The 26,380-nt window shown below is 63.4% G+C and carries 25 protein-coding genes; 10 read left to right on the top strand and 15 right to left on the bottom strand.

Annotation, left to right across the window (positions count from 1 at the left end; all coding sequences use genetic code 11):
* Nucleotides 1-4: 4 nt before the first annotated feature.
* From mdcH to pilG, 13 genes are all read right to left on the bottom strand, one after another.
* Entirely contained in the window at nucleotides 5-925 is a 921-nt protein-coding gene (gene mdcH, locus ACKLNA_RS10000) for a malonate decarboxylase subunit epsilon (protein WP_408985757.1), read from the bottom strand.
* Nucleotides 922-1,542 carry a malonate decarboxylase holo-ACP synthase gene (locus ACKLNA_RS09995; RefSeq protein WP_408985756.1) on the bottom strand — a complete coding sequence of 207 codons (621 nt, stop codon included), beginning with the start codon at nucleotides 1,540-1,542 and terminating at the stop codon, nucleotides 922-924. The genes mdcH and ACKLNA_RS09995 overlap by 4 nt, the downstream gene beginning before the upstream one ends.
* Nucleotides 1,536-2,321 carry a biotin-independent malonate decarboxylase subunit gamma gene (gene mdcE / locus ACKLNA_RS09990; protein ID WP_408985755.1) on the bottom strand — a complete coding sequence of 262 codons (786 nt, stop codon included), beginning with the start codon at nucleotides 2,319-2,321 and terminating at the stop codon, nucleotides 1,536-1,538. The genes ACKLNA_RS09995 and mdcE overlap by 7 nt, the downstream gene beginning before the upstream one ends.
* Nucleotides 2,318-3,169 (bottom strand): biotin-independent malonate decarboxylase subunit beta, encoded by an 852-nt coding sequence (locus tag ACKLNA_RS09985; protein WP_064380119.1) that lies wholly within the window; start codon nucleotides 3,167-3,169, stop codon nucleotides 2,318-2,320. Before ACKLNA_RS09985 ends, mdcE begins: the two co-directional genes overlap by 4 nt.
* Entirely contained in the window at nucleotides 3,162-3,461 is a 300-nt protein-coding gene (locus tag ACKLNA_RS09980) for a malonate decarboxylase subunit delta (RefSeq protein WP_003229075.1), read from the bottom strand. The genes ACKLNA_RS09985 and ACKLNA_RS09980 overlap by 8 nt, the downstream gene beginning before the upstream one ends.
* Nucleotides 3,461-4,333 (bottom strand): triphosphoribosyl-dephospho-CoA synthase, encoded by an 873-nt coding sequence (locus ACKLNA_RS09975; protein WP_408985754.1) that lies wholly within the window; start codon nucleotides 4,331-4,333, stop codon nucleotides 3,461-3,463. Before ACKLNA_RS09975 ends, ACKLNA_RS09980 begins: the two co-directional genes overlap by 1 nt.
* Nucleotides 4,333-6,003 carry a malonate decarboxylase subunit alpha gene (gene mdcA, locus ACKLNA_RS09970; RefSeq protein WP_085689631.1) on the bottom strand — a complete coding sequence of 557 codons (1,671 nt, stop codon included), beginning with the start codon at nucleotides 6,001-6,003 and terminating at the stop codon, nucleotides 4,333-4,335. Before mdcA ends, ACKLNA_RS09975 begins: the two co-directional genes overlap by 1 nt.
* A gap of 293 nt (nucleotides 6,004-6,296) precedes the next feature.
* Nucleotides 6,297-6,764, bottom strand: coding sequence for a chemotaxis protein CheW (locus ACKLNA_RS09965; RefSeq protein WP_408985753.1), 468 nt, complete (start codon nucleotides 6,762-6,764; stop codon nucleotides 6,297-6,299).
* A complete protein-coding gene (locus ACKLNA_RS09960) occupies nucleotides 6,757-12,672 on the bottom strand; it encodes an Hpt domain-containing protein (protein WP_408985752.1) in 5,916 nt (1,971 codons plus the stop codon). The genes ACKLNA_RS09965 and ACKLNA_RS09960 overlap by 8 nt, the downstream gene beginning before the upstream one ends.
* 35 nt (nucleotides 12,673-12,707) lie before the next feature.
* Entirely contained in the window at nucleotides 12,708-14,768 is a 2,061-nt protein-coding gene (locus ACKLNA_RS09955; protein WP_085709085.1) for a methyl-accepting chemotaxis protein, read from the bottom strand.
* 13 nt (nucleotides 14,769-14,781) lie between these two features.
* A complete protein-coding gene (locus ACKLNA_RS09950) occupies nucleotides 14,782-15,321 on the bottom strand; it encodes a chemotaxis protein CheW (protein WP_085709084.1) in 540 nt (179 codons plus the stop codon).
* A gap of 10 nt (nucleotides 15,322-15,331) precedes the next feature.
* On the bottom strand, nucleotides 15,332-15,697 hold the full coding sequence (gene pilH / locus ACKLNA_RS09945; protein ID WP_011336365.1) for a twitching motility response regulator PilH: 366 nt from the start codon (nucleotides 15,695-15,697) through the stop codon (nucleotides 15,332-15,334).
* A 61-nt stretch (nucleotides 15,698-15,758) separates the two neighbouring features.
* Nucleotides 15,759-16,163 carry a twitching motility response regulator PilG gene (pilG, locus tag ACKLNA_RS09940; RefSeq protein ID WP_085709083.1) on the bottom strand — a complete coding sequence of 135 codons (405 nt, stop codon included), beginning with the start codon at nucleotides 16,161-16,163 and terminating at the stop codon, nucleotides 15,759-15,761.
* 224 nt (nucleotides 16,164-16,387) lie between these two features.
* Here pilG and gshB point away from each other — a divergent pair, with 224 nt between their 5' ends.
* The 7 genes from gshB to ACKLNA_RS09905 all read left to right on the top strand — a co-directional run bounded on the left by gshB (nucleotide 16,388) and on the right by ACKLNA_RS09905 (nucleotide 22,319).
* Nucleotides 16,388-17,359, top strand: coding sequence for a glutathione synthase (gene gshB / locus ACKLNA_RS09935; RefSeq protein WP_408985751.1), 972 nt, complete (start codon nucleotides 16,388-16,390; stop codon nucleotides 17,357-17,359).
* 106 nt (nucleotides 17,360-17,465) lie between these two features.
* Nucleotides 17,466-18,365: an energy transducer TonB gene (locus tag ACKLNA_RS09930; RefSeq protein WP_192552493.1), complete on the top strand. Its 900-nt coding sequence runs from the start codon at nucleotides 17,466-17,468 to the stop codon at nucleotides 18,363-18,365.
* Nucleotides 18,366-18,424: 59 nt separating this feature from the next.
* Nucleotides 18,425-18,997 (top strand): YqgE/AlgH family protein, encoded by a 573-nt coding sequence (locus ACKLNA_RS09925; RefSeq protein WP_134828394.1) that lies wholly within the window; start codon nucleotides 18,425-18,427, stop codon nucleotides 18,995-18,997.
* Nucleotides 18,997-19,434, top strand: coding sequence for a Holliday junction resolvase RuvX (ruvX, locus tag ACKLNA_RS09920; protein ID WP_085709079.1), 438 nt, complete (start codon nucleotides 18,997-18,999; stop codon nucleotides 19,432-19,434). Before ACKLNA_RS09925 ends, ruvX begins: the two co-directional genes overlap by 1 nt.
* Nucleotides 19,435-19,515: 81 nt before the next feature.
* On the top strand, nucleotides 19,516-20,019 hold the full coding sequence (gene pyrR, locus ACKLNA_RS09915; RefSeq protein WP_085709078.1) for a bifunctional pyr operon transcriptional regulator/uracil phosphoribosyltransferase PyrR: 504 nt from the start codon (nucleotides 19,516-19,518) through the stop codon (nucleotides 20,017-20,019).
* A gap of 27 nt (nucleotides 20,020-20,046) precedes the next feature.
* The gene (locus ACKLNA_RS09910) at nucleotides 20,047-21,051 is read left to right on the top strand and encodes an aspartate carbamoyltransferase catalytic subunit (protein WP_025109148.1); all 1,005 of its coding nucleotides are present in this window, start codon (nucleotides 20,047-20,049) and stop codon (nucleotides 21,049-21,051) included.
* The gene (locus ACKLNA_RS09905; protein WP_408985750.1) at nucleotides 21,048-22,319 is read left to right on the top strand and encodes a dihydroorotase; all 1,272 of its coding nucleotides are present in this window, start codon (nucleotides 21,048-21,050) and stop codon (nucleotides 22,317-22,319) included. The genes ACKLNA_RS09910 and ACKLNA_RS09905 overlap by 4 nt, the downstream gene beginning before the upstream one ends.
* A gap of 83 nt (nucleotides 22,320-22,402) precedes the next feature.
* Here ACKLNA_RS09905 and ACKLNA_RS09900 read toward each other — a convergent pair whose 3' ends face one another.
* On the bottom strand, nucleotides 22,403-22,837 hold the full coding sequence (locus tag ACKLNA_RS09900; RefSeq protein ID WP_085709075.1) for a TM2 domain-containing protein: 435 nt from the start codon (nucleotides 22,835-22,837) through the stop codon (nucleotides 22,403-22,405).
* A 248-nt stretch (nucleotides 22,838-23,085) separates the two neighbouring features.
* Between ACKLNA_RS09900 and ACKLNA_RS09895 the strand changes: the two genes are divergently transcribed.
* The gene (locus ACKLNA_RS09895) at nucleotides 23,086-23,709 is read left to right on the top strand and encodes a C40 family peptidase (protein ID WP_408985749.1); all 624 of its coding nucleotides are present in this window, start codon (nucleotides 23,086-23,088) and stop codon (nucleotides 23,707-23,709) included.
* Between the two features lie 51 nt (nucleotides 23,710-23,760).
* Here the strand turns inward: ACKLNA_RS09895 and ACKLNA_RS09890 are convergent, their stop codons facing one another.
* On the bottom strand, nucleotides 23,761-24,795 hold the full coding sequence (locus ACKLNA_RS09890) for a type IV pilus twitching motility protein PilT (protein ID WP_114886090.1): 1,035 nt from the start codon (nucleotides 24,793-24,795) through the stop codon (nucleotides 23,761-23,763).
* A 56-nt stretch (nucleotides 24,796-24,851) separates the two neighbouring features.
* Between ACKLNA_RS09890 and ACKLNA_RS09885 the strand changes: the two genes are divergently transcribed.
* The gene (locus tag ACKLNA_RS09885; RefSeq protein ID WP_408985748.1) at nucleotides 24,852-25,538 is read left to right on the top strand and encodes a YggS family pyridoxal phosphate-dependent enzyme; all 687 of its coding nucleotides are present in this window, start codon (nucleotides 24,852-24,854) and stop codon (nucleotides 25,536-25,538) included.
* A 23-nt stretch (nucleotides 25,539-25,561) separates the two neighbouring features.
* Nucleotides 25,562-26,380, top strand: coding sequence for a pyrroline-5-carboxylate reductase (gene proC / locus ACKLNA_RS09880; protein ID WP_408985747.1), 819 nt, complete (start codon nucleotides 25,562-25,564; stop codon nucleotides 26,378-26,380).

Genomic DNA, 26,380 nt, shown 5'->3' with positions numbered 1-26,380 from the left:
CGGTCTAGAGTCGGCGGCCCTCCTCTTCACGCAACAGCGCCTGCAAGGTGTCGAGCCGGGCACTGTCGAAGGCAGTGACAGTCCCCTGCTCGAACACCCGGCGCGCCAGCCCGGTCAGCACCGCACCGGGCGGCAGTTCGATCTGTAGTCGCACGCCGCGCTCGTAGGCGCTTTGCACGGTGCCGCGCCAGTCCACCACGCGGCACATATTGAAGGCGAGGTCGTCGCGCAGCGCTTCTACCTTGGTCACAGGCCTCGCGCGACTGCCGCTCAGGTAAGCGATTTTTGGTGATTTCAGTTCTACCTTGGCGAAGGCTTCGACGAGTGTTTGCGCAGGTTCATCCAGCAACGGGCAGTGCGACGGCACGCTGACCGCCAGACGTTTTGCCAGCCCGGCGCCACGACTGCGGGCCAGCTCGGCGACCGCTTGCATCGCCTTGTCGCTACCGGCAATCACCACCTGGTTATCGGCGTTGATATTGGCCAGGTACACCGGTGTTTCTGCGCCGTGCACCTGCGCCAGCAGCGTTTCGACTGTGGATAATTGCAGACCGATGATCGCGGTCATGCCGAAGCCCTGTGGATAAGCCTGCTGCATCAACTCGCCGCGCAGGCTGACCAGATGCAACGCATCGCTGAAACTCAACGCGCCGGCGACCACCGCTGCCGGGTAGGCACCGATGGACAGGCCGGCGACGTAATCGGCGGTGAGTCCGTCCCTCAGCAACTGCCGCGAGGCCGCGACGCCGGCGATCAGCAAGCAAAGCTGAACCGCCCGGGTGCTGCGCAAGGCTTCGCTGGAATCCAGGCGCAAGACATCCTCACCGAGGCTATCGCAGGCCTCGATCAACGTTTCCCGAGGCAAACGCTGGAGCATGCCGGGCTGCTGCGCGCCCTGGCCGGGAAACACCAGCAGGCTGCTCACGCTGCCTGCTCCTGCGGATTCCACGGATCGCTGACCAGACAGGCTTCATGGGCGTTTTTCAGCAGCACCCGCGAAGCGTTCCCGGCCCATTCGCGCAGGGCGACGGCACCCAACGGCGTCTGCAATTGCAGGTCGACCCGGCAGATCGCCTGATCGAAAACCGCGACCAGTTTGCGTGCCTGATTACGGGTGATGAGTTGCGGTGTACGCAGGATCAGATCGAGATCGCTGGTCTCGTGCATCGCTTTAAAACCGCTGGCCAATTCAAACCCGACACTGCCACTGACGCCCCAGATCCAACCACAATCATCGAGCACCGGCCGCAGTTGTCGGAGCGCCTGCATGACTGGCAGATCACGCTCGCTGTCAACATGACAAAGCGCTTCGGGACTGACCCGACAAGTAATCGAATCGGCAGACATGAACGCCGCCAGCCGCTGCTCGCGCAACCGACCGCGCACGCCCATCGCCACGAAACCGTCTTCACTCACCGCCCGCCGCACCACCACCGGTTGCCCGGCCGCCAGCGAATCAATTGCCCACTGCGGCGCATCCGCCGGCAACTGCGCTGGCGTCATGCCCCACAGCAAATCGTGGGCGAGAACGCTGTTCACCACTGCGCCCTCAGCAGTTCACGCACGCGGCTTGAGGCTTCGCGATTTTTAGCGCCGAGACGGTTGCTCAAATCCGTCGCGCCAATATCGCCGATGGCCTGCTTCAGGCATTCGCCGACTCGCGCCAGATCCTCCGCTGTCGGCTGTTCGATCTGCTGCACCGACAGGGTTTCCCAGAGCAATCCGAGGCTGGCATAACTGTCGATGTCATAGGCCATCGGCGGCACGCTGGAGGCCAGGGCTTCCAGCTCTTCGACGCTGCGCAAGGTCACCCGCGCCGCCGACGCCTTGCCCATCGCATGCACCATCACCCCCGGATCACGCAGGGCGATCAAGCGGTTGGCCTGATAACCATGAGCCAGAAACGCCCCCGACATGGCCTTGCCCACCAGCAGTGCAATCACCGGATGCCCGGCCAGGCGAGCGCGGGCATAAGCGTCCGCCGAACCAGCCAGAGCCTGATGAATGCCGAGGGCTTCTTCGCGGCGGCCATAGGCCTGGCTCGGCACATCGACGATGGCGATCAGTGGGCGCTTTTGCGTTTTGTCCTGGTCGGCGGTGATCGCATCATCCACAGCCTTGGCCAGGCCCCAGCCTTCGAGCAAACCGACTTCGCCGTTGCGAGCGCGAGGGAAACGGTTTTGCGGATCGGCGACCACGGCGATAAAACGCCCGAGTGCCCCGTCAGCGACCTTCAGCGATGGCGGCAAACCCTCAACGGCATTCGCCCCGGCACTCAAGGCGTTGAACCAGTTCAAACCGCGCATGGAATAACCGCTCATGAGCGCTCTCCTTGATACAGATCGCGAACCACCGAAGGCTCGATTTGCTTGTCAGTGTCCAGGCTCGTCAGGCGTTGCAGAAACCACTCGGCCCGCTGACTGCGCGGTTGCGCCGGTAGGCCTTGTTGCAACAACTCGCCGACCTGCTGGCGAATCTGCGCCACGTCATCGGCGACATAACGGTCCACCAGACCGCTGGCGAAACGTTGCTCGCCGCCGGTCAGGCTCCAGATGAACGGCCGGTCGCGGGAGTCGTATTCCTCGATCCCGGCTTCCTGCTCGATCACCTGCGGGCCGTTCAGGCCGAGGCGTGCTTCCTGGGTCACCAGCAAGTAGCTGCACAGGGCGGCGGCAATCGACATGCCGCCAAAGCAACCGACGCTGCCGGCGACCACGCCGACCACCGGTTGGTACTGCTGCAGATCGACAATCGCTGCGTGGATGTCGGCAATCGCCGCCAGCCCGAGGTTGGCTTCCTGCAAGCGCACGCCGCCGGTTTCCAGCAGCAGGATGGCGCGGGTCGGGATGCCTTTGCGGTTGTCTTCAGCGGCCAGTTCCAGCGCGCCGGCGATTTTGGCGCCGCCGACTTCACCGAGGCTGCCACCCTGAAACGCGCCTTCAATCGCGGCGATCACCACCGGCAAACCGTCGAGGCTGCCTTTGGCGATCACCACACCGTCATCGGCCTGCGGCACCACGCCTTGGCGTTCCAGCCATGGCGACATGACGCGTTGGAACGGGTCGAGCAGTTCGCGAAAGGTGCCGGCGTCGAGCAAGGCTTTCGCCCGCTGCCGTGCGCCGAGTTCGACGAAGCTGTGTTTGTGCAAAAGTGCCGAGGTGTCAGTCATGGCCGATCTCCTCGAAACCTTGTTCCAGACGCAGACGAACCACACCGGGGGTCGCGCCGAAATCATGAATATCGATGGCCATCGCCGGTGGCGTGGTGCCGTCGAACATCCGCGCAAACAGATGCTGCCAGCGCTGCTGCGCGCCGTTGACCGAGGTCTGCACATTGATGGTCAGCTTGCCGGCCAGGCCCGGTTCGATCAGCACTTCCAGATCGCCCGAGCCGACACAACCGACCAGCGCCCGACCGCGTGGCGGCTGCCCGGCGGGGAATTCAAAGGATAAGGTTTCCATCAAAACGCTCCCTGAAGGATGCCGTCGCGCTCGATACGGTCGAGCAGCAGCGTGGCGGCGAGCAAGTCGGCGGCGCCACCGGGCGAGGCATTCAATGCGATGAGTTGTTGATCCAGTTCGTGCAGGCGGCGGCGACCGGTAAGGCTGGCACTGCCCCCGGAGTCGAGCACCGCTCGGGCGCCGTGCTGCATGGCGTGCAGACCCGGTTCGCCGGCGCGGTACAGCACGCAGGTGTCGGCGAGGTCGGTCATGATCGCCAGCAAGGCATCGAGCCGGGCGTTCTGTTCGCCATGGCCGGCGGCGCGGCTACGTTTGAGCTGTGGCAGGCCACGTTGCACCACGGACGGGAAGCCGAGTTGCGCTTCTTCCCGGGCACCGCGAGCGCCGTAGCGTTGGGCGACTTGCGCGCCATGGCTCAGTGGACGCGGTGCATCACGGTCATCGAGCAACGCCAGACGTGCGGCGCGCAGAGCAACGGCGCCAGCGCTGGTGGATTTCGTGTCCAGCGCAGCGGCCGTGACCAGCAGGCCCAAGGCCCAGATCGCCCCGCGATGGGTGTTCACGCCGTGGGTGGTGGCGAGCATCGCTTGTTCGCCTTCCCGGCCGATGCGGCCAATGGCTTCGCGCAGCGGCAAGCCGACCTCGCCAAACTCCAGCGCGGCCTCGGCCATTTCCTTGAACGCCGGCCACAACGCCAGCGCCGAGGCGTGCATCAATCCCAGGTGGAGGTCGGTGTGCGCACCGTTGCCGCGACGGTCGACCAGCGCCGGTTTCGGCGACAGGTCGGCCTCGTCGATCAGCGCATCCACGGCCAGGTCCGCTAACCGGTCAGCCAAGGAAACAGGTTTCGCTTTCAGGTTGAGTGCGTGCATTACCAGCTCCTGAACTTGGCGGGCGGGTTGTAGAGGCCGCCGGACCACTCGACCAGATCGGCCACGCTCTTCGCCGCGAGCAATTCGCGAGTGGCGTCGGTACGGCGGATGCCGAGGTCTTCGGGCAAGGCGATCAGCCCTTCGCGGCGCATGCGTTCGGTGTCTTTCGGGTTGTGGCGCAGGCCGATGGCAGTGACACCCGCAACGGCGGCGATCATCGCCTGACGCTCTTCCAGCGAACGCGCCTTGTACAGGTAGGCGATACCTTCTTCGGTCAGCAGGTGGGTGACGTCGTCGCCGTAGATCATGATCGGTGCCAGCGGCATGCCGCTTTTCTTCGCTACTTCCACCGCGTCGAGGGTTTCGACGAAGGTCGGTTTGCCGCCCTCCTGGAAGGTCTCGACCATTTGCACCACGAGTTTCTTGCCGCGCTCGAGCATCGGTTGCTGCGAATCGTCATGGCGCATGTCGAGCCACGCCGGGGTGCCGTGACGCCGGCCGCGCGGGTCGTGGCCCATGTTCGGTGCGCCGCCGAAACCGGCGAGGCGGCCTCGGGTAACGGTTGAAGAATGGCCATCGCCATCGACTTGCAGGGTCGCTCCGATGAACAGATCCACCGCGTATTGCCCGGCCAGTTGGCAGAACATCCGGTTGGAACGCAGCGAGCCGTCACGGCCGGTGAAGAACACGTCGGGACGGGCGGCGATGTAGTTTTCCATGCCCAGTTCGGTGCCGAAGCAGTGCACGCTTTCGACCCAGCCGCTTTCAATCGCCGGGATCAAAGTCGGGTGCGGGTTGAGGGTCCAGTTGCGGCAGATCTTGCCCTTGAGGCCGAGGGATTCGCCGTAGGTCGGCAGGATCAGTTCGATGGCGGCGGTGTTGAAACCGATGCCATGGTTCAGCGACTGCACGTTGTGTTTTTCGTAGATCCCGCGAATCGCCATCATCGCCATCAACACGTGCACAGGCTTGATGTGCCGGGGGTCGCGGGTGAACAGCGGTTCGATGTAGAACGGCTTGTCCGCCACCACCACGAAATCGACCCACGACGCGGGAATGTCCACGCGGGGCAGTTCGCTGACGTCGTCCACCAGTTGATTGACCTGGACAATGACGATGCCGTCGCTGAACGCCGCCGGTTCGATCAGCGCCGGGGTGTCTTCGGTGCTCGGGCCGGTGTAGATGTTGCCGGCACGGTCGGCCATGAACCCGGCCGAAAGCACGACGTTGGGGATCAGGTCCACCACCAGCCGGGCGTAGAGTTCGATGTAGGTGTGGATCGCGCCCACTTCCAGCAGCCCGTCTTCGAGCAACTGGCTGATGCGCAGGCTCTGGGTGCCGGCAAAGGAGAAATCGAGCTTGCGGGCGATGCCGCGTTCGAACAGGTCCAGATGTTCGGAGCGACCGACACTGGGCATGATCATGTGCAGGTCGTGGAGCTTTTCAGGGTCGGCCTTGGCCAAAGCACGGGAAAGGAAATCCGCCTGCTTCTGGTTGTTGCCCTCCAGCACCACACGGTCGCCGGGCAGGATCAGCGCCTCAAGCGCCGCGACGATCCTGTCGGTGGGCAACACCGCACCGTCGGCCAGCCCGCGCACCTTGTCGAGGCGCCGCTGCTTCTCGTCGCGCCGCCGCGTCCAGCGCGAGTCGGGGGAAATTGTTGTTGTCATGCTCACTCCACGGGGTTCGCTGTCGTGGAGCTACCTTAGGAGTGTCGGGTGGGGGCATCAATCAAGCGCGGCGTGTGATCGTTACGCCTGGAGTAACGATCAAGAGCCCCCCTCACCCTAGCCCTCTCCCGGAGGGAGAGGGGACCGATTGGGGAATATTGGAGAGTTTCGCCGACCTGATCTTGCTTTACCGAATCCATAATCGACTGTTTTTTTCAGGTCGATGGATAGCGCCAGACACCTCGGTCGGCCCCCTCTCCCTCCGGGAGAGGGCTGGGGTGAGGGCTAAGCGTCTAAACCAGCCCCGCATCCACCAACAACGTCTCCAGCGCCAACAGATCCGGCACCTTCGCCACCTGTTCCCCCACCTGCACCGCCGCCTGCTCCAGCGCACACAGCGGCACGTCGACATAACTCAACTGGCTGTCGAGCTTGTACGAGCGTGGAATCCCCTGCACCAGCAAGGCAATGAAGCGCAGCGTCGGCAATCCGCCGAGGGCGTTGAGGATGACGATCCGTGCCCGTTCGCCGATGACGATCTTGTTGCCGCACGCCGACTCGAAACTCAGCAGCGGAATCTGCCGCTCGCGCCAGGTCACCCGGCCCAGATACCACGGCGGTGTATCGAGATCGAAGGCGCTGGACTGATAGTCGATCAGTTCGGCGACGGCGACGTTGGGCAGGATCAGGTTTCGATCAGCCAGCGGCAGCAACAGCCCGGTGAGTTGGCTGCTGCGTTGGTTATGACGCCGCTCATGCATGTTTTTTGCTCCACAGGGCAATGCTTTCGAGCAGCACCGATTCCTGGTACGGCTTGCCGAGGTAGTCGTTGACGCCGATGGCCATGGCGCGGTCGCGGTGTTTCTGCCCGGTGCGCGAGGTGATCATGATGATCGGCAGGTGTTGCAGGCGTTCATCGTGGCGCACCTGGGTCGCCACTTCGAAGCCATCCATGCGCGGCATTTCGATGTCGAGCAGCATCAGGTCGGGCATGTGTTCTTCGAGCAGCAGCATGGCGTCGACCCCGTCCTTGGCGGTCAGTACGTTCATGCCGTGGCGTTCGAGCAGGCGGCTGGTGACCTTGCGCACGGTGACCGAGTCGTCGACCACCAGCACCAGCAACGGCTTCTGCGGTTCGCTCTCGATTTCGTGACCGGCCGGACGCTGCGGCAACCGCGCCTGCATCGCACGGATCGGCGCCAGCAGATCGAGGATCAGCACCACCCGGCCATCGCCGAGAATCGTTGCCCCGGACACGCCCTGCACCGCCGCGAACTGCGGGCCGAGGCTCTTGACCACGATCTCCCGGGTGCCGGCCATGGCGTCGACCTGCACCGCGATGTGCCGGTCGTTGCACTGCACCAGCAGCACCGGCAGCGGCAGGCTCTGGCCGAGCAGTTTCGGCCGTGGCGCGGTTTTCAGCAGCTCGCCCAGATAACACAGTTCATAACGCTGGCCGCCGTACTCGTAACGCGGCGGATCGTGACGGAAATGCCCGTCGAGTTCATTCGGCAGGACGCGGACGATGCCGTCGATGGTGTTCAGCGGAATCGCGTATTGATCCTCGCCGCACTGCACCATCAGCGCACGGTTGACCGACACGGTGAACGGCAGGCGAATGCGGAAATGCACGCCCTGCCCCGGCACCGAGTCGATGCTCATGGTGCCGCCCAGTTGCCGGACTTCTTCGTGGACCACGTCCATGCCCACGCCGCGCCCGGAAATCTGGGTGATTTTCTCGGCGGTGGAGAAGCCCGGCTGGAGGATGAACTGCAACACTTCGCGGTCGCTGATTTCCGCGTTCGGCGCCAGCAGGCCGCGCTTGATCGCCTTGCGCCGCACCGCGTCCAGCGGCACACCGGCGCCGTCGTCGCGGATGTCGAAAACTATGTCGCTGCCCTCACGGGACAGGTCGAGGGATATCTGACCTTGAGCTGGTTTGCCCGCCGCCAATCGTACGTCGGCCGGTTCCAGACCATGGTCAACGGCGTTGCGCAGCATGTGTTCCAGCGGCGCCGCCATGCGTTCGAGCACGTTGCGATCCATCTCGCCTTCGGCGTTGCCGACGGTGAACGCCACGTCCTTGTTCAGCTCTTCGGCCACCTGACGGACGATGCGCTTGAGTCGCGGCAGCATGCGCTCGAACGGCACCATGCGCGTGCGCATCAGGCCTTCCTGCAATTCGGTGTTGATCCGGCCCTGTTGCTGCAACAGGTTCTCGGCGTCGTGGGTGCGCCGGTCGAGGGTTTCCTTGAGGTCGAGCAGGTCGGAGGCGGATTCGAACAGCGCCCGTGACAGCTGCTGCAACTGCGAATGGCGATCCATTTCCAGCGGATCGAATTCTTCGTAGCCCAGGCGTTCGGCGTCCACTTGCTGACGGCTGAGGATCCGCCCCTGGGTTTCGGTGTCGAGCCGGCGCAACTGGTCGCGCATGCGCTCGATGGTGGTTTCCATTTCGTTCAGGGCGGTCTGCGCATCGCTGACTTGCTGCTCGATACGCCCACGGAAAATCGAGGTTTCGCCGGCAAGGTTGACCAGTTCATCCAGCAGTTCGGCGGAGACCTTGACCATGTCCGCGCCGGCCTCCGCAGCGGGCGCGGCGGGTTCGGTCTTCAAGGGCACCGGCAATATCGGCGCGGGCGTTTCCACCGCCACCGGGTGGCTGAAATTCTGGATCGCGCTGATCAGTCGATCCGCCGGCGGGCATGGCTGGCCGGCGCGCACCGCATCGAGCATCTGCGCCAACCGGTCATGGCCGCGCTGCAACAGGGCAAACAGTTCGACGCTGCTTTGCAGGGTGCCGGAGGACAGGCTTTCGTAAAGGTATTCGAGCTCATGGGCGAGGTCGCCGATCGGGCCGATTTCCACCATCCGCGCGCCGCCCTTGAGGGTGTGAAGATCGCGCAGCAGGGTTTCCACTTCCTGGCGGTTGCCGGGTTCGGCCTGCCAGCGCAGCAGCGCGGCGCCGGAGTTTTCGATGATGTCGAAACCTTCTTCGAGGAAGATTTCCAGCAGCTCCGGGTCGTGCCCTGCGCCTTCATGGCTGGCGGCCTCCGGCGGCGTCTCGGGACTGCCGGCCTGGCCCTGACGGAACTGGCGGATCGCGTCGATCAGGTCCGGCGCCGGTTTCAGCGGCTGATGGTCATGCAGTTGATCGAGGAACAACGCCAGGCGCTCATGGCTTTGCAGCAACAGTCGGCCCAGTGAGTCACTGTGGTTATAGCGGCGATCCACCAGTCCTTCGTAAAGGTTTTCCAGCTCCTGGGCCAGGTCGCCGACCGCCTCGACCTCGGCCATCCGCGCACCGCCCTTGAGGGTGTGCAGATCCCGTTGCAGCGACGACAGCGGCGCGCCGTTTTCCGGGTCGTTCAACCAGCGCTGCAAGGCTTGCCCGGCGCTGTCGAGGATGTCCACCGCCTCTTCGAGGAAGATCTCGACGATCTCGTCATCCGCGCCGATTGCGTTGGTGCTTTTTTGCAGTTCGGCAGTGGCGCTGCCTAGCTCGGAAATGCTCAGGGTTCGACTGCCGTCGCTGCGGATCAGGCCCATGGCCGACGGGTCGAGACCGTCGTCGAGCAGTTCGTGCAGCGCACGGATGCGCTGGGGTTGCGGGGTAATTTCCTGGCCGGCGGCCAGTTCGTCGAGCATGTTGATCAGCGCTTCGTGGGCCTGCTGCGCCTCATGGAAAAACCGCTCGCTGACCGCCAGGCTGCTTTCTTCCACCGCGCCATACAAATCCAGCAAGGCTTCGCACAACACGTCCACCGGCAGCAGATCCGCCAAGTGCGCGGCCTCGCCAAGGGTCGTCAGTTCATCCAGCAGCGCACTGAGCTCCTGGCGCTCGCCGGGATGCTGCTGCCAGCGCTGCAAGAGGTTTTCGGCGTCGAGCAGGATGTCCATGCCCTGGGCGAGGAAGTTGTTGATCAGTTGCGGATCACGCTTGACCCGCAGGGCGCTGCTCGGTGCATTGAGGATGGATTCGAGGCGTTCGCTCAGCAGGGTTTCAGTACGTTTGATCAGCGACTGCGCACCGACAATCGGTGCCAGCGGGTCGTGCTTGAGCTGGCGCAGGCCGACGCGGAACAGGCCCTCGGCTTCCAGCAGCAATTCAACTTCGTCCAGGTCCAGCGCCAGTTGGTGGGCCTTGAACTCCCGGGCCAGTTTGTCCAGCGGCGCCGCCAGTTCGGCGATCGGCAATACGCCGGCCATCGACGCACTGCCCTTGAGGGTGTGCAGCGCACGTTGCAATTCATCGCTGGCCTGCAACGGCACGTGTTCGGCGGCCTGATCGAGGAAGCGGTTGAGGCTGGCGAGGTGGGTTTCGGCTTCGTTGCGGAAAATCTCCAGCAGCAGCGGATCGAGCGCCGCGACGTCTTCCACGTCTTCGGCCGGCAGCGGCGTGTCGCCCTTGGCCAGGGTGTGGGCCCGGGCCGCGAGGTGATCGACATCCTGACGCTGACGCTGACCATTGATGGCGAATTCGGCGATCAGGTCCGGCAGCAACAGCAGCGTATCGGCCAGCAATTGCTGCACCGCCGGCGCCGGTTCAACGCTGTGCTCCAGCACACGGTTGAGCAGGTTTTCCACCGCCCAGGCCAGTTCGCCGAGCACCAGCGCCCGCACCATGCGTCCGCTGCCTTTCAGGGTGTGAAAGGCCCGGCGCAGTTCGCTCAGGGCTGCGCGGTCCTGCGGATCGGCGGTCCAGCGCGGCAGGTAGTCACGCAGCACATCGAGTACCTCCTCGGTCTCTTCGAGGAACACTTCACGCAACTCGTCGTCCACCGGTTCTTCATCGGCGGGCGGCGGCAGCAGGCTGCCGGGCGTGGTCAACGCGGGCGGGTTGACTGCCGACACCGGGCTGGCCAGCACATCGGCCAGCGACTGGGCGATTTGCGGGTCATCGAGTTCCTGCAGGTCCTGCATCACCAGCGCTTCGCTGGGACTGAGCACATCCTCGAGCACGGGTACATGCTGCTCGCTGGGCGGCTCGTCAGGAAAGTAGCCGAGACGGGCCAGACTTTTCTGCGCGACATCCAGCAATTGCTCGCCCGGTGCCTGTGGGTCATCGGTCAGGCGTTCGAGGTAATACTCGAGACTGGTGATGACATCGGCGAGGTTGTCCAGTTGCTGCCAGCCCGGCTCGTGGGGATCGAGCAGCAGGTGCTCGCGGATGAAACCGTTGCAGGCTTCCAGCAGGCTCGCCGCACGGGTCAACGGAATCATCGCCAGCGCGCCACGCACCTGGGTCAGCAGCGCCGGCAACGGTTGCAGTTGCTGGCGATCCCAGTCGGCGTCGATGTAGTCGACGATCATGTCCTTGGCCTGTTGCAGGCAGATGCGTGCTTCCTTGATCACGATCTGGTGGATCTGCGTCAGGTCGGTGGTGGGCAGGCGCGAGTCTTCCGGGCTCTCCGGTTCCACCGTGCCGACCATCCCGGCCAGCGTCGCTTCGACGTAGAGCAAGGCGCCGGCGACATCCATCAGCGTGGCGTCGTTCGGTTCGCGCTGGCCCTGAGCGAGGCTGAGCACCACCGCCAGCTGATCGATGATGACCTTGCGCGGCTGGCCGAAACCGAGCACCGCGAGGGTGTCGGCGATCTGACGCAGCGGCGCCAGCAGGCTGTCCAGATCCGAGGTGTGCTGGCGGTCGCTGCGCACGAACAGGTCGAGGCGCTCCTTGACCCGCACCAGCTCTTCGCACAACGCCGCGAGCACCGAGCGCATGGCATCGCGGTCGGGGCCGGCCAGGCGTGCGCGTTCTTCGTCGACCATCGCGCTGTCGGGCAACGCGTCGTCCAGAGAGTAGCGATCTTTCATGGTCAGCATCTGCCCGGTGGGATGTTCGGCTTTGGCAATGTAGAACAGCAGGCTTTTGAACAGCTCGGGCGGCGGTGGTTGGTTGAGGCCGGCCATGCCTTGTTCGAGCAGGCGCTTGAGTTCCTTATCGGCGTCCTTGAACAGGCTGCGCAGGGCCGGGCTGTTGGCAATCCGCCCTTCGCGCATGCCTTCTACCAGTGCCGAGGCGACTTGCCACAACGGACTCAACGGGGCCTCGCCGCTCAAGGCTTCGAGGCGAGTGAAGACCTTGCTCAGGTAACCGAGGTGCGTCTGGTCGTCCTGTTCGCGGAGCAGGCCTACCAACGCCATCTGCAACATCTGCCGCAACTTGCGCAGCACATTGGGCAGTTCCGCCGGTTCCAGCAGGGCCAGTGCTTCAGGGCTCAGCGGCGGCAACTCCGGCAATTGCGGGCTGAACAGGCTGGTCTCGGACAACAGGCTTTCGCCCCGGGCGCTGCGCAGATCATTGATCAACGGCAGCACCACCAGCGGCAAGTCACGGCGAGCACTTTGCACGCGGTCGAGGTAGGTCGGCAGTTGGCCGAAGGCCTGCAACAGCAGGTGCAAGGCTTCGTCGCGGTGGCTGACGCGGTCGTTCTGCAGGGCTTCGACCAGATGCTCCATCTCTTCGGCGAGCAAGGCCGCGCCGTAGAACTCGACCATCTGCAGACTGCCGTGGACCTGATGGATGCATGCCAGGCACTCGTCCAGCCCGGGCACCGACTGCGGATCGTCGAGCACGGCTTCGATGGCCTGATGCGCCTGCCTCAGCGTTTCGGCAATTTCGCCCTTGACCCATTCAAGGGCCACGTAGTCGTGCCGGTCGCCCATAACCACTCCGCTCGACATGATCTCGCCCGCAGGCCTCACGCCTTGCCCGTGGCGGGCGTTGCCGCCGCCGGCAAGGTGAACCCGGACACCGAACGCCGCAATTGGCTGGCCATTTTCGTCAGGTTGCCGATGCTTTCGGCGGTGGCCGTGGAGCCGGACGAAGTCTGCGAGGTGATCTGCTGGATCACGTTCATCGTCAGGGAAATCTGCCCGGCGGAAGACGTCTGCTGCTGCGCCGCGTTGGAAATGCTCTGGATCAGCGCCGCGAGGGTCTTGGACACGCCTTCGATTTCTTCCAGGGCCACACCGGCATCCTGCGCCAGCCGCGCGCCGCGCACCACTTCGGTGGTGGTCTGTTCCATGGAAATCACGGCTTCGTTGGTGTCGGTCTGGATCGCCCGCACCAGCGTCTCGATCTGCCGGGTGGCGGCGGACGAGCGTTCCGCCAGTCGCTGCACTTCGTCGGCAACCACGGCGAAACCGCGCCCGGCGTCACCGGCCATCGACGCCTGAATGGCCGCGTTGAGGGCAAGGATGTTGGTCTGGTCGGCAATGTCGTCGATCAGGCTGACGATGTCGCCGATTTCCTGGGACGACTCGCCCAGGCGCTTGATGCGTTTGGCGGTGTCCTGGATCTGTTCGCGAATGTTGTCCATGCCGTGGATGGTGTTGTGCACCACCTCGTTGCCCTTGTTGGCGATTTCCACCGAACGCTCGGCCACCGCCGAGGATTCGGCAGCGTTGGCCGACACCTGGTCGATGGACTGGGCCATGTCGTTGATCGCGGTCGAGGCTTCGGAAATCTGCTGGGCCTGATGCTCCGAGGCCTGGGCCAGGTGCATGGCGGTGGCCTGGGTTTCCTGCACCGCGGCGGCAACCTGGCCGGCGGTGAGGTTGATGGTCGCCACCAGGTCACGCAACTGGTCGACGGAATAGTTGATCGAGTCGGCGATGGTTCCGGTGAAGTCTTCGGTCACCGAGGCGGTCACCGTCAGGTCGCCGTCGGCGAGGTCTTCGATTTCGTCCAGCAGGCGCATGATCGCGTTCTGGTTGCGCTCGTTCTTCTCGGCGGTCTCGCGCAGCTGACGATTGGTTTCCCGGACCATGACCATGCCGATCAGGATGATCGACGCCAGTGCCAGCAGGCCCAGCACGTAGCCGCCGATGGTGTCGGTGCTGCGCCCGCCGGCGAGGTTTTCGAAACCTGTGGCCAGGTGCGAAGCTTCGTCGAGCAGGGTCTGCGACAGGCTGAAGATGTTGGTGGCGGACTCGCGGACCTTGAACAGCTCCGGCGAGGTTTCGAGGATTTCATCCACCGAACCGGAGACGAACTGGAACAGCTCGGCGATTTCGCTCAGACGCGCACGGGCATCACGGTCCTCGACCTGGCTGATCTTCAGCGTCGGGTTGCCTTGCAACATGCCGTTGAGCACCTGACCAAAACGTGTGGCGTCACGGCCGAAGGCATCGGCGGCCTGTTGCGAGTTTTCATCGCCGGAGAGCACGGTGTTGACCGCGCCGAGAATCCTTTCAGCCAGCAGCGATTGCCGCTGGGCCATCGCCACCTGCGCCGCCGGGGCGCCGCGTTGCAGGAGGATTTCGACGACTTTTTCGTATTCGATCTGCAACTGCGGCACGGTTTCGGCGAGGGTCGCGGCGACCTGATGCAGCGACAGCACAGTCTGTTCGCTGGACAGGATGGCGTCGGTGTTTTTCAGCAGGCGTTCCCAGTCCAGCTGCACGGCGCGCATTTCCGGGCGCACGGTGGACGGTGCCGGCGGCAGGCCGGTGGCCGGGTCGCCCTTCTTCAGATAACCCCAGCGCTGGGCGAAATCGTTGCGCGCGTCGCTAAGCAACTTGAACGCGGCGGCCTTGCCGGCGGCGGCTTCGGTGGCGTTCTTGGCGATCCGCTGGGACAGCACCCGTAGCTCGCCGGCGTGACCGATGTACTGTTTGTCGTAGTTGGCCTGGGTGTTGAGGTAAGCGAAATTGGCGAACAGCAGCATGATGAACACGATCAGCGCGATGAACAGCACGATGATCTGCGAGCGGCTGCGCGAGCCTTCTGCGGGCTTGCTGGTTTTTGCTTTGATCATCGGTCCTCGCCTGTTAAACCGCGACGTGCATGAAACTCGGTGACTGCGCCAGCGCAAACAGGCTGAAAACCCGCCAGTTCTGCTCGCGCCGGAAATAGCCTTTGACGAACTCGCCCTTGGAGCCTTGCCGCTTGCGGATCGAGACGGGTTCGAAGCTGTCCTGCTCGAAGTGCTGCAAGCCGAAAACCTCATCGACCAGCACCCCGGCAAACACGTCCTGATGCTCCACGACCAAGACCCGCCGCTGCTTGCGCATCGGTGACAGCTCATGGCCGAAGAATCCGCACAGGTCCATGATCGGCAGCAACCGCCCGCGCAGATTGGCGACGCCCTTGACCCAGGGCTTCACCCCCGGCATCTGGGTGAAGCGCGGTTCGGGCAGCACTTCGCTGACTTCGCCCATCGGCGCGACATACCAGTGCTCGCCGAGGCGAAAGCCGATGCCGCTCCAGCGATCCTGGCGCGCCGGTTGCGACGGCAGGTCCGCCGCCAGCAGGCGACAGCGCTGGTCGATCTGCCACAGCAGTTCGAACGCGGTCAGCGACTCGCTCATGGCGGCGCGATCAACCGGCCAGCACGTTGTTCAGGGTCTTGATCAGCGTGTCTTCGTCGACCGGTTTGGTCAGGTAATCCCTGGCGCCCTGGCGAGTGCCCCAGACCTTGTCGGTTTCCTGATCCTTGGTGGTGATGATGATGACCGGAATGTGGCTGGTTTCAGCGTCCTTGGTCAGTTGGCGGGTCGCCTGGAAACCGTTGAGTCCGGGCATGACGATGTCCATCAGCACCGCGTCGGGTTTTTCCTGACGGGCCAGGGCCACGCCGTCGGCGCCGTTTTCGGCTTTCAACACTTCGTGGCCGTGCTTTTCCAGCATCCCGGTCAGTTTGTACATTTCGGTCGGCGAGTCATCGACGATCAGAATACGTGCCATGGTCTTCCCCATTTTTTCTTGTCGACACCGGGCCCGCTGGCCGAGCGTCACTGTGCGTGTCTTACTGCGGCAAATCAGCGGCAAAGCCCGGAACATGGGCCGCAATCGCGTCGAGCAGTTCTTCCTTGCTGAAAGGCTTGGTCAAAAATTGATCGGAACCGACAATCCGCCCCTTGGCCTTGTCGAACAGCCCGTCGCGGGACGACAGCATGATCACCGGTGTTGCCTTGAAGGCACTGTTGTTCTTGATTAAAGCGCAGGTCTGATAACCATCCAGACGCGGCATCATGATGTCGACAAAAATGATCCCGGGGTGGTTGTCGGCGATCTTCGCCAGGGCGTCGAAACCGTCGATCGCCGTGATGACTTCGCACCCTGCATTTTTCAACAGGGTCTCGGCGGTGCGACGAATCGTTTTCGAGTCGTCGATCACCATGACCTTCAAGGCGCTGGACTGCTGTTCCATAAGGGGGCTCTACCGTCGCCTTTGCGAATCAATTTGTCCGTTTTGCGATGACTGATGGCTGGAAACCCTTGATGTTCAAGGGCCAACACGGCTGGGAGCCTTTTTAGCACAGTCTCCTGACGCAATCTATCGACGGGTTTTTCCTTGACCGAAAACCCGCCCGGAGCCACTCTGGCGGCACTTTTTTCATACCGATCCGGTAGCCAATTTTCGAGGAAAACCCAATGAGCGTTCGCGTCGGGATAGTCATGGACCCAATCGCCAGCATTTCCTATAAAAAGGATAGCTCGCTGGCCATGCTGCTGGCGGCGCAGAAGCGCGGCTGGGAACTGTTCTACATGGAACAGAAGGACCTTTATCAGGGCGAAGGTCAGGCCCGGGCGCGGATGAAGCCGCTGAAAGTCTTCGCCAACCCGGAAAAATGGTTCGAACTGGGCGCCGAACAGGATTCACTGCTCAGCGACCTGAACGTGATCCTGATGCGCAAGGATCCGCCGTTCGACATGGAATTCGTCTACTCCACCTACCTGCTCGAACAGGCCGAAACCGCCGGCGTACTGGTGGTCAACAAACCGCAGAGCCTGCGCGACTGCAACGAGAAACTGTTCGCTACGCTGTTCCCGCAGTGCACGCCGCCAACCGTGGTCAGCCGCCGCGCCGACGTGCTGCGTGAGTTCGCCGCCAAGCATGGCGACGTGATCCTCAAGCCGCTGGACGGCATGGGCGGTACTTCGATCTTCCGTCACCGCGTCGGCGATCCGAACCTGTCGGTGATTCTGGAAACCCTGACCGCCCTCGGCACCCAGCAGATCATGGGCCAGGCCTATCTGCCGGCAATCAAGGACGGCGACAAGCGCATCCTGATGATCGATGGCGAGCCGGTGGATTACTGCCTGGCGCGGATTCCGGCCCAGGGCGAAACCCGTGGCAACCTCGCCGCCGGCGGTCGAGGCGAAGCCCGTCCGTTGACCGACAAGGATCGCTGGATCGCCGCTCAGGTCGGCCCGACCTTGCGCGCGAAGGGCCTGCTGTTCGTCGGCCTCGACGTGATCGGCGAGCACCTGACCGAAATCAACGTCACCAGCCCGACCTGCATCCGCGAGATCGACAATGCCTTCGGCACCGACATCGGCGGGATGCTGATGGATGCCATTGAAAGCAAGCTGCAAGCTACGAGCCGCAAGCCGCAAGCTTGAAGCCTGTGGTGTGCAGCTTGTCGCTTGAAGCTAGCCGCTTGCAGCTAAAAACCAACATTGCGTTATCATGCCGTGCCTTTAAAAACGCGATGTTGGTTTTTCTGTCATGACACTTCCGTCCGATCTGCCTGCTGAACTCGCCCACCGCGGCGTGCGCCCGGTCGATCGCCTCGGATTTACCCTGTTTCTCGCGGCGCTGATCCATTTGGCGCTGCTGCTCGGCGTGGGATTCACCATGGTCGAGCCCAAGCAAATCAGCAAAACCCTGGAAATCACCCTCGCTACCTTCAAGAGCGAGACCAAGCCCAAGAAGGCCGATTTCCTCGCCCAGGAAAACCAGGAAGGCAGCGGCACCCTCGACAAGAAGGCGATCCCCAAGACCACCGAGGTCGCGCCGTTCCAGGACAATCAGGTCAAGAAAGTCACCCCGCCACCGGCCGCCAAGCCGGAAGTGCAGGAAGCCGCGCCCAAGGCTGCGGTGACCACCGTCGCGCCGAAGCCGAAAAAGGCGCCGACCAAAAAAGAAGAAGCCAGGACCGAGACCAAACCGACGGTCGACGCCCCGACTTTCGACAGCTCGCAGCTCTCCAGCGACATCGCCAGCCTGGAAGCCGAACTGGCCAACGAACAACAGCTGTACGCCAAGCGCCCGCGCATCCACCGCCTGAGCGCGGCCTCGACCATGCGCGACAAGGGCGCCTGGTACAAGGACGAATGGCGCAAGAAGGTCGAGCGCATCGGCAACCTCAATTACCCCGAAGAAGCCCGGCGCCAGCAGATTTACGGCAATTTGCGTCTGATGGTGTCGATCAACCGCGACGGCTCGCTGTATGAAGTGCTGGTGCTGGAATCTTCCGGCCAGCCACTGCTGGATCAGGCGGCGCAGCGCATCGTGCGGCTGGCCGCGCCTTTCGCACCGTTTACCGGCGACCTGTCGGACATCGACCGACTGGAAATCATCCGCACCTGGAAATTCGCCCGGGGCGACCGGTTGTCCAGCAACTGAGCCGATCTTTTGACCGCTCCAGCTTGTCAGTTCGCCCCCTGAACGCCACACTACCGCACATGAAAAACGTCAGCCCCAGCTACCTCAAGCATCACTTCCTGATCGCCATGCCACACATGGCCGACCCGAACTTTGCCCACACCTTGACCTACATCGTCGAGCACACGGCCAATGGGGCCATGGGGCTGGTGGTCAACCGACCGCAAGAGCTGAATCTGGCCGACATCCTCGAGCAACTGCGCCCGGACATCGATCCGCCAGCGCTGTGCCAGCATGTGCCGATCTTCATCGGCGGCCCGGTGCAGACCGATCGCGGTTTTGTCCTGCATCCAGCGGGCAAGACGTTCCAGGCCACCGTCGAGCTGGACGGCGACCTCGCACTGTCCACCTCGCAAGACGTGCTGTTCGCCATCGCTGACGGCGTCGGCCCGGCAAAAAGCCTGATCACCCTCGGTTACGCCGGTTGGGAAGCCGGGCAACTGGAGGCTGAAATGGCCGACAACGCCTGGCTGACCTGCCCGTACGACGCCGACATCCTGTTCAACACCAGCAGCGAACTGCGCCTGGAAGCGGCGGCCAAACACTTGGGGATCAACCTCAATCTGCTGACCAGCCAGGCAGGGCACGCCTGATGGCCCTGCGCCTGATCCTCGGCTTCGACTACGGCACCAAACAGATCGGCGTGGCGGTCGGCCAGGTGATTACCGGCCAGGCCCGCGAACTGTGCACTTTGAAGGCACAGAACGGCGTGCCGGACTGGAATCAGGTCGAAGCCCTGATAAAGGAATGGAAACCCGACGCCGTGGTGGTCGGCCTGCCGCTGAACATGGACGGTACGCCCAGCGAGATGTGTGCCCGCGCCGAGAAATTCGCCCGCCGCCTCAACGGCCGCTACAACCTGCCCTTCTATACCCACGACGAGCGCCTGACGACCTTCGAAGCCAAGGGCGAGCGACTGGTGCGCGGCGGACAGAAGGGCAGTTACCGCGACAACCCGGTGGATGCCATCGCCGCTGCCCTGCTGCTGCAGGGCTGGCTCGATGAAAACACCGCACTGTTTGAATCCTGACAAGCGCTACGGCGCTTTTCTTTTGGCTACAACCCGAGCCCCGGTTCGCGAGAACCGGCTCGACCCCGAGAAGGAGCAACCATGAGCCTGCCCAATCCCGCCGATCTGATCAGCCAGATGGCGACACGCCTCAAGGCGCACCTTGCCCAGCGTGGTATCAGCGAACCGCGTTACATCGGCATCCGCACCGGCGGTGTCTGGGTCGCCCAGGCCCTGCTCGCAGAGCTGGGCAGCGACGCGCCCTTGGGCACGCTGGACGTTTCCTTCTACCGCGACGACTTCAGCCAGAACGGCCTGCACCCGCAAGTGCGCCCGTCCGCCCTGCCCTTCGAGATCGAAGGCCAGCATCTGGTGCTGATCGATGACGTACTGATGAGCGGCCGGACCATCCGCGCCGCCATGAACGAACTGTTCGACTACGGCCGCCCGGCCAGCGTGACGCTGGTCTGCCTGCTGGACCTGGACGCCGGCGAACTGCCGATCCGCCCGAACGTGGTCGGCGCGACCCTGTCGCTGGCCGCCCACGAACGGGTCAAGCTGTCCGGCCCGGAGCTGGCCCTCGAACTGCAAGACCTTGCCCTTTAATCCGCCCTATTGAGAGTCCCCTTCGCGATGACGCCTCTAGATACCAAGCGCCCGCTGCAGCTCAATGATCAGGGCCAGCTGCGCCACTTCCTCTCGCTCGACGGCCTGCGCCGCGAGTTGCTGACGGAAATCCTCGACACCGCCGACTCGTTCCTCGAAGTCGGTGCCCGGGCCGTGAAGAAGGTCCCGTTGCTGCGCGGCAAAACCGTGTGCAACGTGTTCTTCGAAAACTCCACCCGTACCCGCACCACCTTCGAACTGGCGGCCCAGCGGCTGTCGGCGGACGTGATCACCCTGAACGTATCGACCTCGTCGGCCAGCAAGGGCGAAACCCTGCTCGACACCCTGCGCAACCTCGAAGCCATGGCCGCTGACATGTTCGTCGTGCGCCACGGTGATTCGGGCGCCGCGCACTTCATCGCCGAGCATGTCTGCCCGCAGGTGGCGATCATCAACGGCGGCGACGGCCGTCATGCCCACCCGACCCAGGGCATGCTCGACATGCTGACCATTCGTCGGCACAAGGGCAGCTTCGAAAACCTTTCGGTGGCCATCGTCGGCGACATCCTGCACTCGCGGGTGGCGCGCTCGAACATGCTCGCCCTGAAAACCCTCGGTTGCCAGGACATCCGCGTGATCGCGCCGAAAACCCTGCTGCCGATCGGCATCGAGCAATACGGCGTGAAGGTCTACACCGACATGACCGAAGGCCTGAAAGACGTCGACGTGGTGATCATGCTGCGCCTGCAGCGTGAGCGCATGACCGGCGGCCTGCTGCCGAGCGAGGGCGAGTTCTACCGCCTGTTCGGCCTGACCACCGCGCGCCTGGCCGGCGCCAAGCCCGATTGCATCGTCATGCACCCGGGGCCGATCAACCGCGGCGTGGAGATCGAATCGGCAGTGGCCGACGGCCCGCACTCGGTGATCCTCAATCAAGTCACCTACGGCATCGCGATCCGTATGGCCGTGCTGTCCATGGCCATGAGCGGACAAACCGCGCAGCGTCAATTCGAGCAGGAGAACGCCCAGTGAAGCTCAGCATTCTCGGCGCCCGCGTCATCGATCCAAACAGCGGCCTGGATCAAATCACCGATATTCACGTTGAAGCCTGCAAGATCGTAGCCCTCGGCGCGGCACCGGCCGGCTTCACCGCTGTGGAAACCATCGACGCCCAAGGCCTTGTCGCCGCTCCGGGCCTCGTCGACCTGAACGTTGCCCTGCGCGAGCCGGGCTACAGCCGCAAAGGCACCATCGCCAGCGAAACCCGCGCTGCGGCGGCCGGCGGCGTGACCAGCCTGTGCTGCCCGCCGAAGACCAAACCGGTACTCGACACCTCCGCCGTGGCCGAGCTGATCCTCGACCGCGCCCGCGAGGCCGGCAACACCAAGGTGTTCCCGATCGGCGCCCTGAGCAAAGGCCTGGACGGCGAGCAACTGGCCGAGCTCGTTGCCCTGCGCGACGCCGGTTGCGTGGCGTTCGGCAACGGTCTGGAGAGCTTCCGCAACACCCGCACCCTGTGCCGGGCGCTGGACTACGCGGCAACGTTCGACCTGACGGTGATTTTCAACTCGCAGGATCACGACCTCGCCGACGGCGGCCTGGCCCACGAAGGCGCCACCGCCAGTTTCCTCGGCCTGCCGGGTATCCCGGAAACCGCTGAAACAGTGGCCCTGGCCCGGGACCTGCTGCTGGTCGAGCAGACCGGCGTACGCGCGCACTTCAGTCAACTGACCAGCGCTCGTGGCGTTGCGCTGATTGCCCAAGCCCAGGCCCGTGGCCTGAAAGTCACGGCGGATGTCGCCCTGTATCAGCTGATCCTGACGGATGAAGCGCTGATCGACTTCAGCAGCCTGTATCACGTGCAACCGCCGCTGCGCACCCGCGCCGATCGCGACGGTCTGCGTGAAGCGGTGAAGTCCGGGGTGGTTTCGGCGATTTCCAGCCATCACCAGCCCCATGAGCGCGATGCCAAACTGGCACCGTTCGGCGCGACCGAGCCGGGCATCAGCAGCGTCGAACTGCTGCTGCCGCTGGCGATGACGCTGGTCGAGGATGGTCTGCTGGATCTGTCGACCCTGCTGGCCCGCCTGAGCGCCGGCCCGGCCGAGGCCCTGCGCCTGCCGGCAGGCAAGCTGGCAGTGGGCGGCGCGGCGGATATCGTGCTGTTCGATCCGAAGGCTTCGACCGTGGCCGGCGAGAGCTGGCTGTCGAAAGGCGAGAACTGCCCGTTCCTCGGCCACAGCCTGCCGGGTGTGGTGCGTTACACCCTGGTGGATGGCCGGATCAGCCACCAGGCTTGATACCGAGTTGCCCCCAATCGCGAGCAAGCTCGCTCCCACAAGGTCACCACTGACCCTGTGGGAGCGAGCTTGCTCGCGAAGCTTTATTGGAAGGCGCCCCGCCCTTCGGCATTACGCACCGACACCTGATCGTTCAGCGTCCAGAAGTCATACAGCACCCCCAGAAAGAACAACCCGCCGGTCAGCAGGTACAGCAAACCTGTGATCCACTTGCCCTGATACATCCGGTGCACGCCGAACGCGCCGAGAAATGTCAGCAGAATCCACGCCACGTTGTATTCGATCGGCCCCGCCGCAAAGCGCAGGTCCGCTTCCCGGTCCATCGCCGGGATCAGGAACACGTCGATCAGCCAGCCAATTCCCAGCAGGCCGAAGGTGAAAAACCAGATCGTGCCGGTCACCGGCTTGCCGTAATAGAAACGGTGCGACCCGGTAAAACCGAAGATCCACAACAGGTAACCGATCACCTTGCTATGGGTGTCCTTTTCCTTCACTTGTGGCAGTTGATAGCGGTTCATGAAGACCTCGATTCACGCGATAGATAAATTTTCTTTAATTCTTTGTGACTTTTTTACAGGTACCCGACGTACGGCAAATGCTACCTTGTGGTCCGTCAAAGCCTTATAGCACCTGACTTCTGTCCGACAATTGCGTCTATTTGCCGCTTGTTTGGTTCCGTTGCCCGCCTTTTGAATCGACCAACGGCCTCGGAAGGGACAAAAAAGCTGTTATAAAGTTGCGCGCTAACACATAAGAGCCCTGCCTAATGCGTCCATTTTTCAAGACATGGCTAACTATTTGCCTATTAATGCCACTGGCCGCCCACGCCACCAATCGTGAGCAACGTCTTCCCAACGTCAACGGCTTCACTCCCAAATCCCATGCCTCTGCTCCCTCGAACAAAGGCAAGCAAACGAAACACACCACGCTCGCCAGCAAGAGTCACGGCAAGCTGGTTCCACCGATGGCAACCAAGGAAAGCAGCAACGTCCTCAGTCGCGCGGTGAACGTCCTCGGTACACCTTACCGTTGGGGCGGCAGCAGCCCGAGTAAAGGCTTCGACTGCAGCGGCCTGGTGAAATACGCGTTCAACGACGCGACTTTCGACCTGCCGCGCACCTCGAATGCCATGGCCAGCGGTCATGGCGAGAAAGTCGAGCGCAAGGATCTCAAGCCTGGCGACCTGATTTTCTTCAACATCAAGAGCCGTCGGGTCAATCACGTTGCCATCTACCTGGGCAACGACCGCTTCATCCACGCACCGCGCCGTGGCAAAGCAGTGAGCATCGATACGCTGAACAAGCCGTATTGGGAACAGCATTACGTGGTTGCCAAGCGCGTGCTGCCGAAAGAACCGGGCGGCAAGCAGATGCGCGTCGTACAGCGCTGATCCTTGCAGATCACAAAAAACGCAGCCCTCGGGCTGCGTTTTTTTTCACCACTAGAAATTATCCGGCGTCCGCGCCTTCTCCCGCGCGTGTTCGCGACTGATCAGGCCCTTGGTCACCAGATCCTTCAGGCACATGTCGAGTGTCTGCATCCCCAGCGACCCGCCGGTCTGAATCGCCGAATACATCTGCGCCACCTTGTCCTCGCGGATCAGGTTCCGGATCGCCGACGTGCCCAGCATGATCTCGTGGGCCGCCACCCGGCCGCCGCCGATCTTCTTGATCAGCGTCTGCGAGACTACGGCCAGCAACGACTCGGACAACATCGAGCGCACCATGGACTTCTCGTCCCCCGGAAACACGTCCACCACCCGGTCGATGGTTTTGGCCGCCGACGTGGTGTGCAGCGTGCCGAACACCAGATGCCCGGTTTCCGCAGCGGTCAGCGCCAGGCGGATGGTTTCCAGGTCGCGCATCTCGCCCACCAGGATCACGTCCGGGTCTTCCCGCAGCGCCGAGCGCAATGCCGTGGCGAAACTGCGGGTATCGCGGTGGACTTCACGCTGATTGATCAGGCATTTGCGCGATTCGTGGACGAATTCGATGGGGTCTTCGATGGTCAGGATGTGGTGATGACGGTGGGTGTTGAGGTAATCGATCATCGCCGCCAGGGTGGTGGACTTGCCGGAGCCGGTCGGCCCGGTCACCAGCACCAGCCCGCGCGGGGCGTCGGTGATCTTGCGAAAGACGTCACCCATGGCGAGGTCTTCCATGCTCAGCACTTTCGACGGGATGGTGCGGAACACGGCGCCGGCGCCACGGTTCTGGTTGAAGGCATTGACCCGAAACCGCGCCACGCCCGGCACTTCGAAGGAAAAGTCGGTTTCCAGATGTTTCTCGAACTCCACCCGCTGGGTGTCGTTCATGATGTCGTAGATCAACTCGTGCACCTGTTTGTGATCCAGCGCCGGCAGATTGATCCGCCGCACATCGCCATCCACGCGGATCATCGGCGGCAGTCCGGCCGACAGGTGCAGGTCGGAAGCGCCCTGTTTGGCGCTGAAGGCCAGCAGTTCAGTGATATCCATAGCGTCCCTCAATTCCAGTAGAATGCCGCGAACCTTCAGACCGCTGGCGCCTCTTGATGTCCACGATAGCAGACAACATTCTCCAGGTTAGTTCGCGCATTAAGGCAGCCGTCAAAGCCGCTGGCCGCGACGAAAACAGCGTCCAGCTGCTGGCCGTGAGCAAGACCAAACCCGCCGAAGCCCTGCGCGAAGCGTACGCCGCCGGCCTGCGCGACTTTGGCGAGAACTATCTGCAGGAAGCCTTGGGCAAACAGCTCGAACTGGCCGACCTGCCCTTGATCTGGCACTTCATCGGCCCCATTCAGTCGAACAAGACCCGCTCGATTGCCGAGCACTTCGCCTGGGTGCACTCCGTGGATCGCCTGAAAATCGCCCAACGTCTGTCCGAACAACGCCCGGCGGATCTGCCGCCACTGAATATCTGCATTCAGGTCAATGTCAGCGGTGAGGCCAGCAAATCCGGCTGCACCCCGGCCGACCTGCCGGCCCTGGCCCAGGCGATCAGCGCCCTGCCGCGCTTGAAGTTGCGCGGGCTGATGGCGATTCCCGAGCCGACCGAAGATCGCGCCGAGCAGGATGCCGCATTCGCCGCCGTCCAGACATTGCAGGCCGGCCTCGATCTGCCGCTCGACACACTTTCCATGGGCATGAGCCACGACCTCGAGTCGGCCATTGCCCAGGGCGCCACCTGGGTCCGTATCGGTACGGCCCTGTTTGGCGCTCGCGACTACTCCCAATCTTGATGATTTCCAGATAAGGACCTGACATGAGCAACACGCGTATTGCCTTTATCGGTGCCGGCAACATGGCCGCCAGCCTGATCGGCGGCCTGCGGGCCAAGGGTCTGGAAGCCGCACACATCCGCGCCAGTGATCCGGGCGAAGAGACCCGCAACCGGGTCAGCGCCGAGCACGGTATCGAAACCTTCGCCGACAACGCCCAGGCCATCGACGGCGCGGACGTAGTGGTACTGGCGGTCAAGCCGCAGGCCATGAAGGCCGTGTGCGAAGCCATCCGCCCAAGCCTGAAACCGAATCAACTGGTGGTGTCCATTGCCGCCGGCATCACCTGCGCCAGCATGACTGCATGGCTTGGCGAGCAGCCGATCGTACGCTGCATGCCCAACACCCCGGCGCTGCTGCGTCAGGGCGTGAGCGGTCTGTATGCCATCGGCGACGTCAGCGCCGAACAGCGCCAGCAGGCTGAAGAGCTGCTGTCCGCCGTGGGCATCGCCCTGTGGCTGAACGAAGAGCAGCAACTGGACGCAGTCACTGCCGTCTCCGGTTCCGGCCCGGCCTACTTCTTCCTGCTGATCGAAGCCATGACCGCCGCCGGCGTCAAACTCGGCCTGCCGAAGGAAACCGCCGAGCAACTGACCCTGCAAACCGCGCTGGGCGCCGCGCACATGGCGGTTTCCAGCGACGTCGACGCCGCCGAACTGCGCCGCCGCGTGACCTCACCAGCGGGCACCACTGAAGCTGCGATCAAATCGTTCCAGTCCGGCGGCTTCGAAGCCCTGGTGGAAAAAGCACTCGGCGCCGCCGCGCACCGCTCGGCCGAGATGGCCGAACAACTGGGCAAATAA

Source organism: Pseudomonas sp. UV AK001 (assembly GCF_046097675.1).
GTDB lineage: Bacteria > Pseudomonadota > Gammaproteobacteria > Pseudomonadales > Pseudomonadaceae > Aquipseudomonas > Aquipseudomonas kribbensis.
Note: the sequence above shows the minus strand (reverse complement) of the source record. Positions and strands in the feature narration are given on the sequence as shown.

What these genes read in the sequence shown, in the direction of transcription:
- mdcE (WP_408985755.1), bottom strand. Translation starts at nt 2,321, where the DNA reads ATGAGCGGTTATTCCATGCGCGGTTTGAACTGGTTCAACGCCTTGAGT.
- ACKLNA_RS09985 (WP_064380119.1), bottom strand. Translation starts at nt 3,169, where the DNA reads ATGACTGACACCTCGGCACTTTTGCACAAACACAGCTTCGTCGAACTC.
- ACKLNA_RS09980 (WP_003229075.1), bottom strand. Translation starts at nt 3,461, where the DNA reads ATGGAAACCTTATCCTTTGAATTCCCCGCCGGGCAGCCGCCACGCGGT.
- ACKLNA_RS09975 (WP_408985754.1), bottom strand. Translation starts at nt 4,333, where the DNA reads ATGCACGCACTCAACCTGAAAGCGAAACCTGTTTCCTTGGCTGACCGG.
- mdcA (WP_085689631.1), bottom strand. Translation starts at nt 6,003, where the DNA reads ATGACAACAACAATTTCCCCCGACTCGCGCTGGACGCGGCGGCGCGAC.
- ACKLNA_RS09965 (WP_408985753.1), bottom strand. Translation starts at nt 6,764, where the DNA reads ATGCATGAGCGGCGTCATAACCAACGCAGCAGCCAACTCACCGGGCTG.
- ACKLNA_RS09960 (WP_408985752.1), bottom strand. Translation starts at nt 12,672, where the DNA reads ATGGGCGACCGGCACGACTACGTGGCCCTTGAATGGGTCAAGGGCGAA.
- ACKLNA_RS09955 (WP_085709085.1), bottom strand. Translation starts at nt 14,768, where the DNA reads ATGATCAAAGCAAAAACCAGCAAGCCCGCAGAAGGCTCGCGCAGCCGC.
- ACKLNA_RS09950 (WP_085709084.1), bottom strand. Translation starts at nt 15,321, where the DNA reads ATGAGCGAGTCGCTGACCGCGTTCGAACTGCTGTGGCAGATCGACCAG.
- pilH (WP_011336365.1), bottom strand. Translation starts at nt 15,697, where the DNA reads ATGGCACGTATTCTGATCGTCGATGACTCGCCGACCGAAATGTACAAA.
- pilG (WP_085709083.1), bottom strand. Translation starts at nt 16,163, where the DNA reads ATGGAACAGCAGTCCAGCGCCTTGAAGGTCATGGTGATCGACGACTCG.
- gshB (WP_408985751.1), top strand. Translation starts at nt 16,388, where the DNA reads ATGAGCGTTCGCGTCGGGATAGTCATGGACCCAATCGCCAGCATTTCC.
- ACKLNA_RS09930 (WP_192552493.1), top strand. Translation starts at nt 17,466, where the DNA reads ATGACACTTCCGTCCGATCTGCCTGCTGAACTCGCCCACCGCGGCGTG.
- ACKLNA_RS09925 (WP_134828394.1), top strand. Translation starts at nt 18,425, where the DNA reads ATGAAAAACGTCAGCCCCAGCTACCTCAAGCATCACTTCCTGATCGCC.
- ruvX (WP_085709079.1), top strand. Translation starts at nt 18,997, where the DNA reads ATGGCCCTGCGCCTGATCCTCGGCTTCGACTACGGCACCAAACAGATC.
- pyrR (WP_085709078.1), top strand. Translation starts at nt 19,516, where the DNA reads ATGAGCCTGCCCAATCCCGCCGATCTGATCAGCCAGATGGCGACACGC.
- ACKLNA_RS09910 (WP_025109148.1), top strand. Translation starts at nt 20,047, where the DNA reads ATGACGCCTCTAGATACCAAGCGCCCGCTGCAGCTCAATGATCAGGGC.
- ACKLNA_RS09900 (WP_085709075.1), bottom strand. Translation starts at nt 22,837, where the DNA reads ATGAACCGCTATCAACTGCCACAAGTGAAGGAAAAGGACACCCATAGC.
- ACKLNA_RS09895 (WP_408985749.1), top strand. Translation starts at nt 23,086, where the DNA reads ATGCGTCCATTTTTCAAGACATGGCTAACTATTTGCCTATTAATGCCA.
- ACKLNA_RS09890 (WP_114886090.1), bottom strand. Translation starts at nt 24,795, where the DNA reads ATGGATATCACTGAACTGCTGGCCTTCAGCGCCAAACAGGGCGCTTCC.
- ACKLNA_RS09885 (WP_408985748.1), top strand. Translation starts at nt 24,852, where the DNA reads ATGTCCACGATAGCAGACAACATTCTCCAGGTTAGTTCGCGCATTAAG.
- proC (WP_408985747.1), top strand. Translation starts at nt 25,562, where the DNA reads ATGAGCAACACGCGTATTGCCTTTATCGGTGCCGGCAACATGGCCGCC.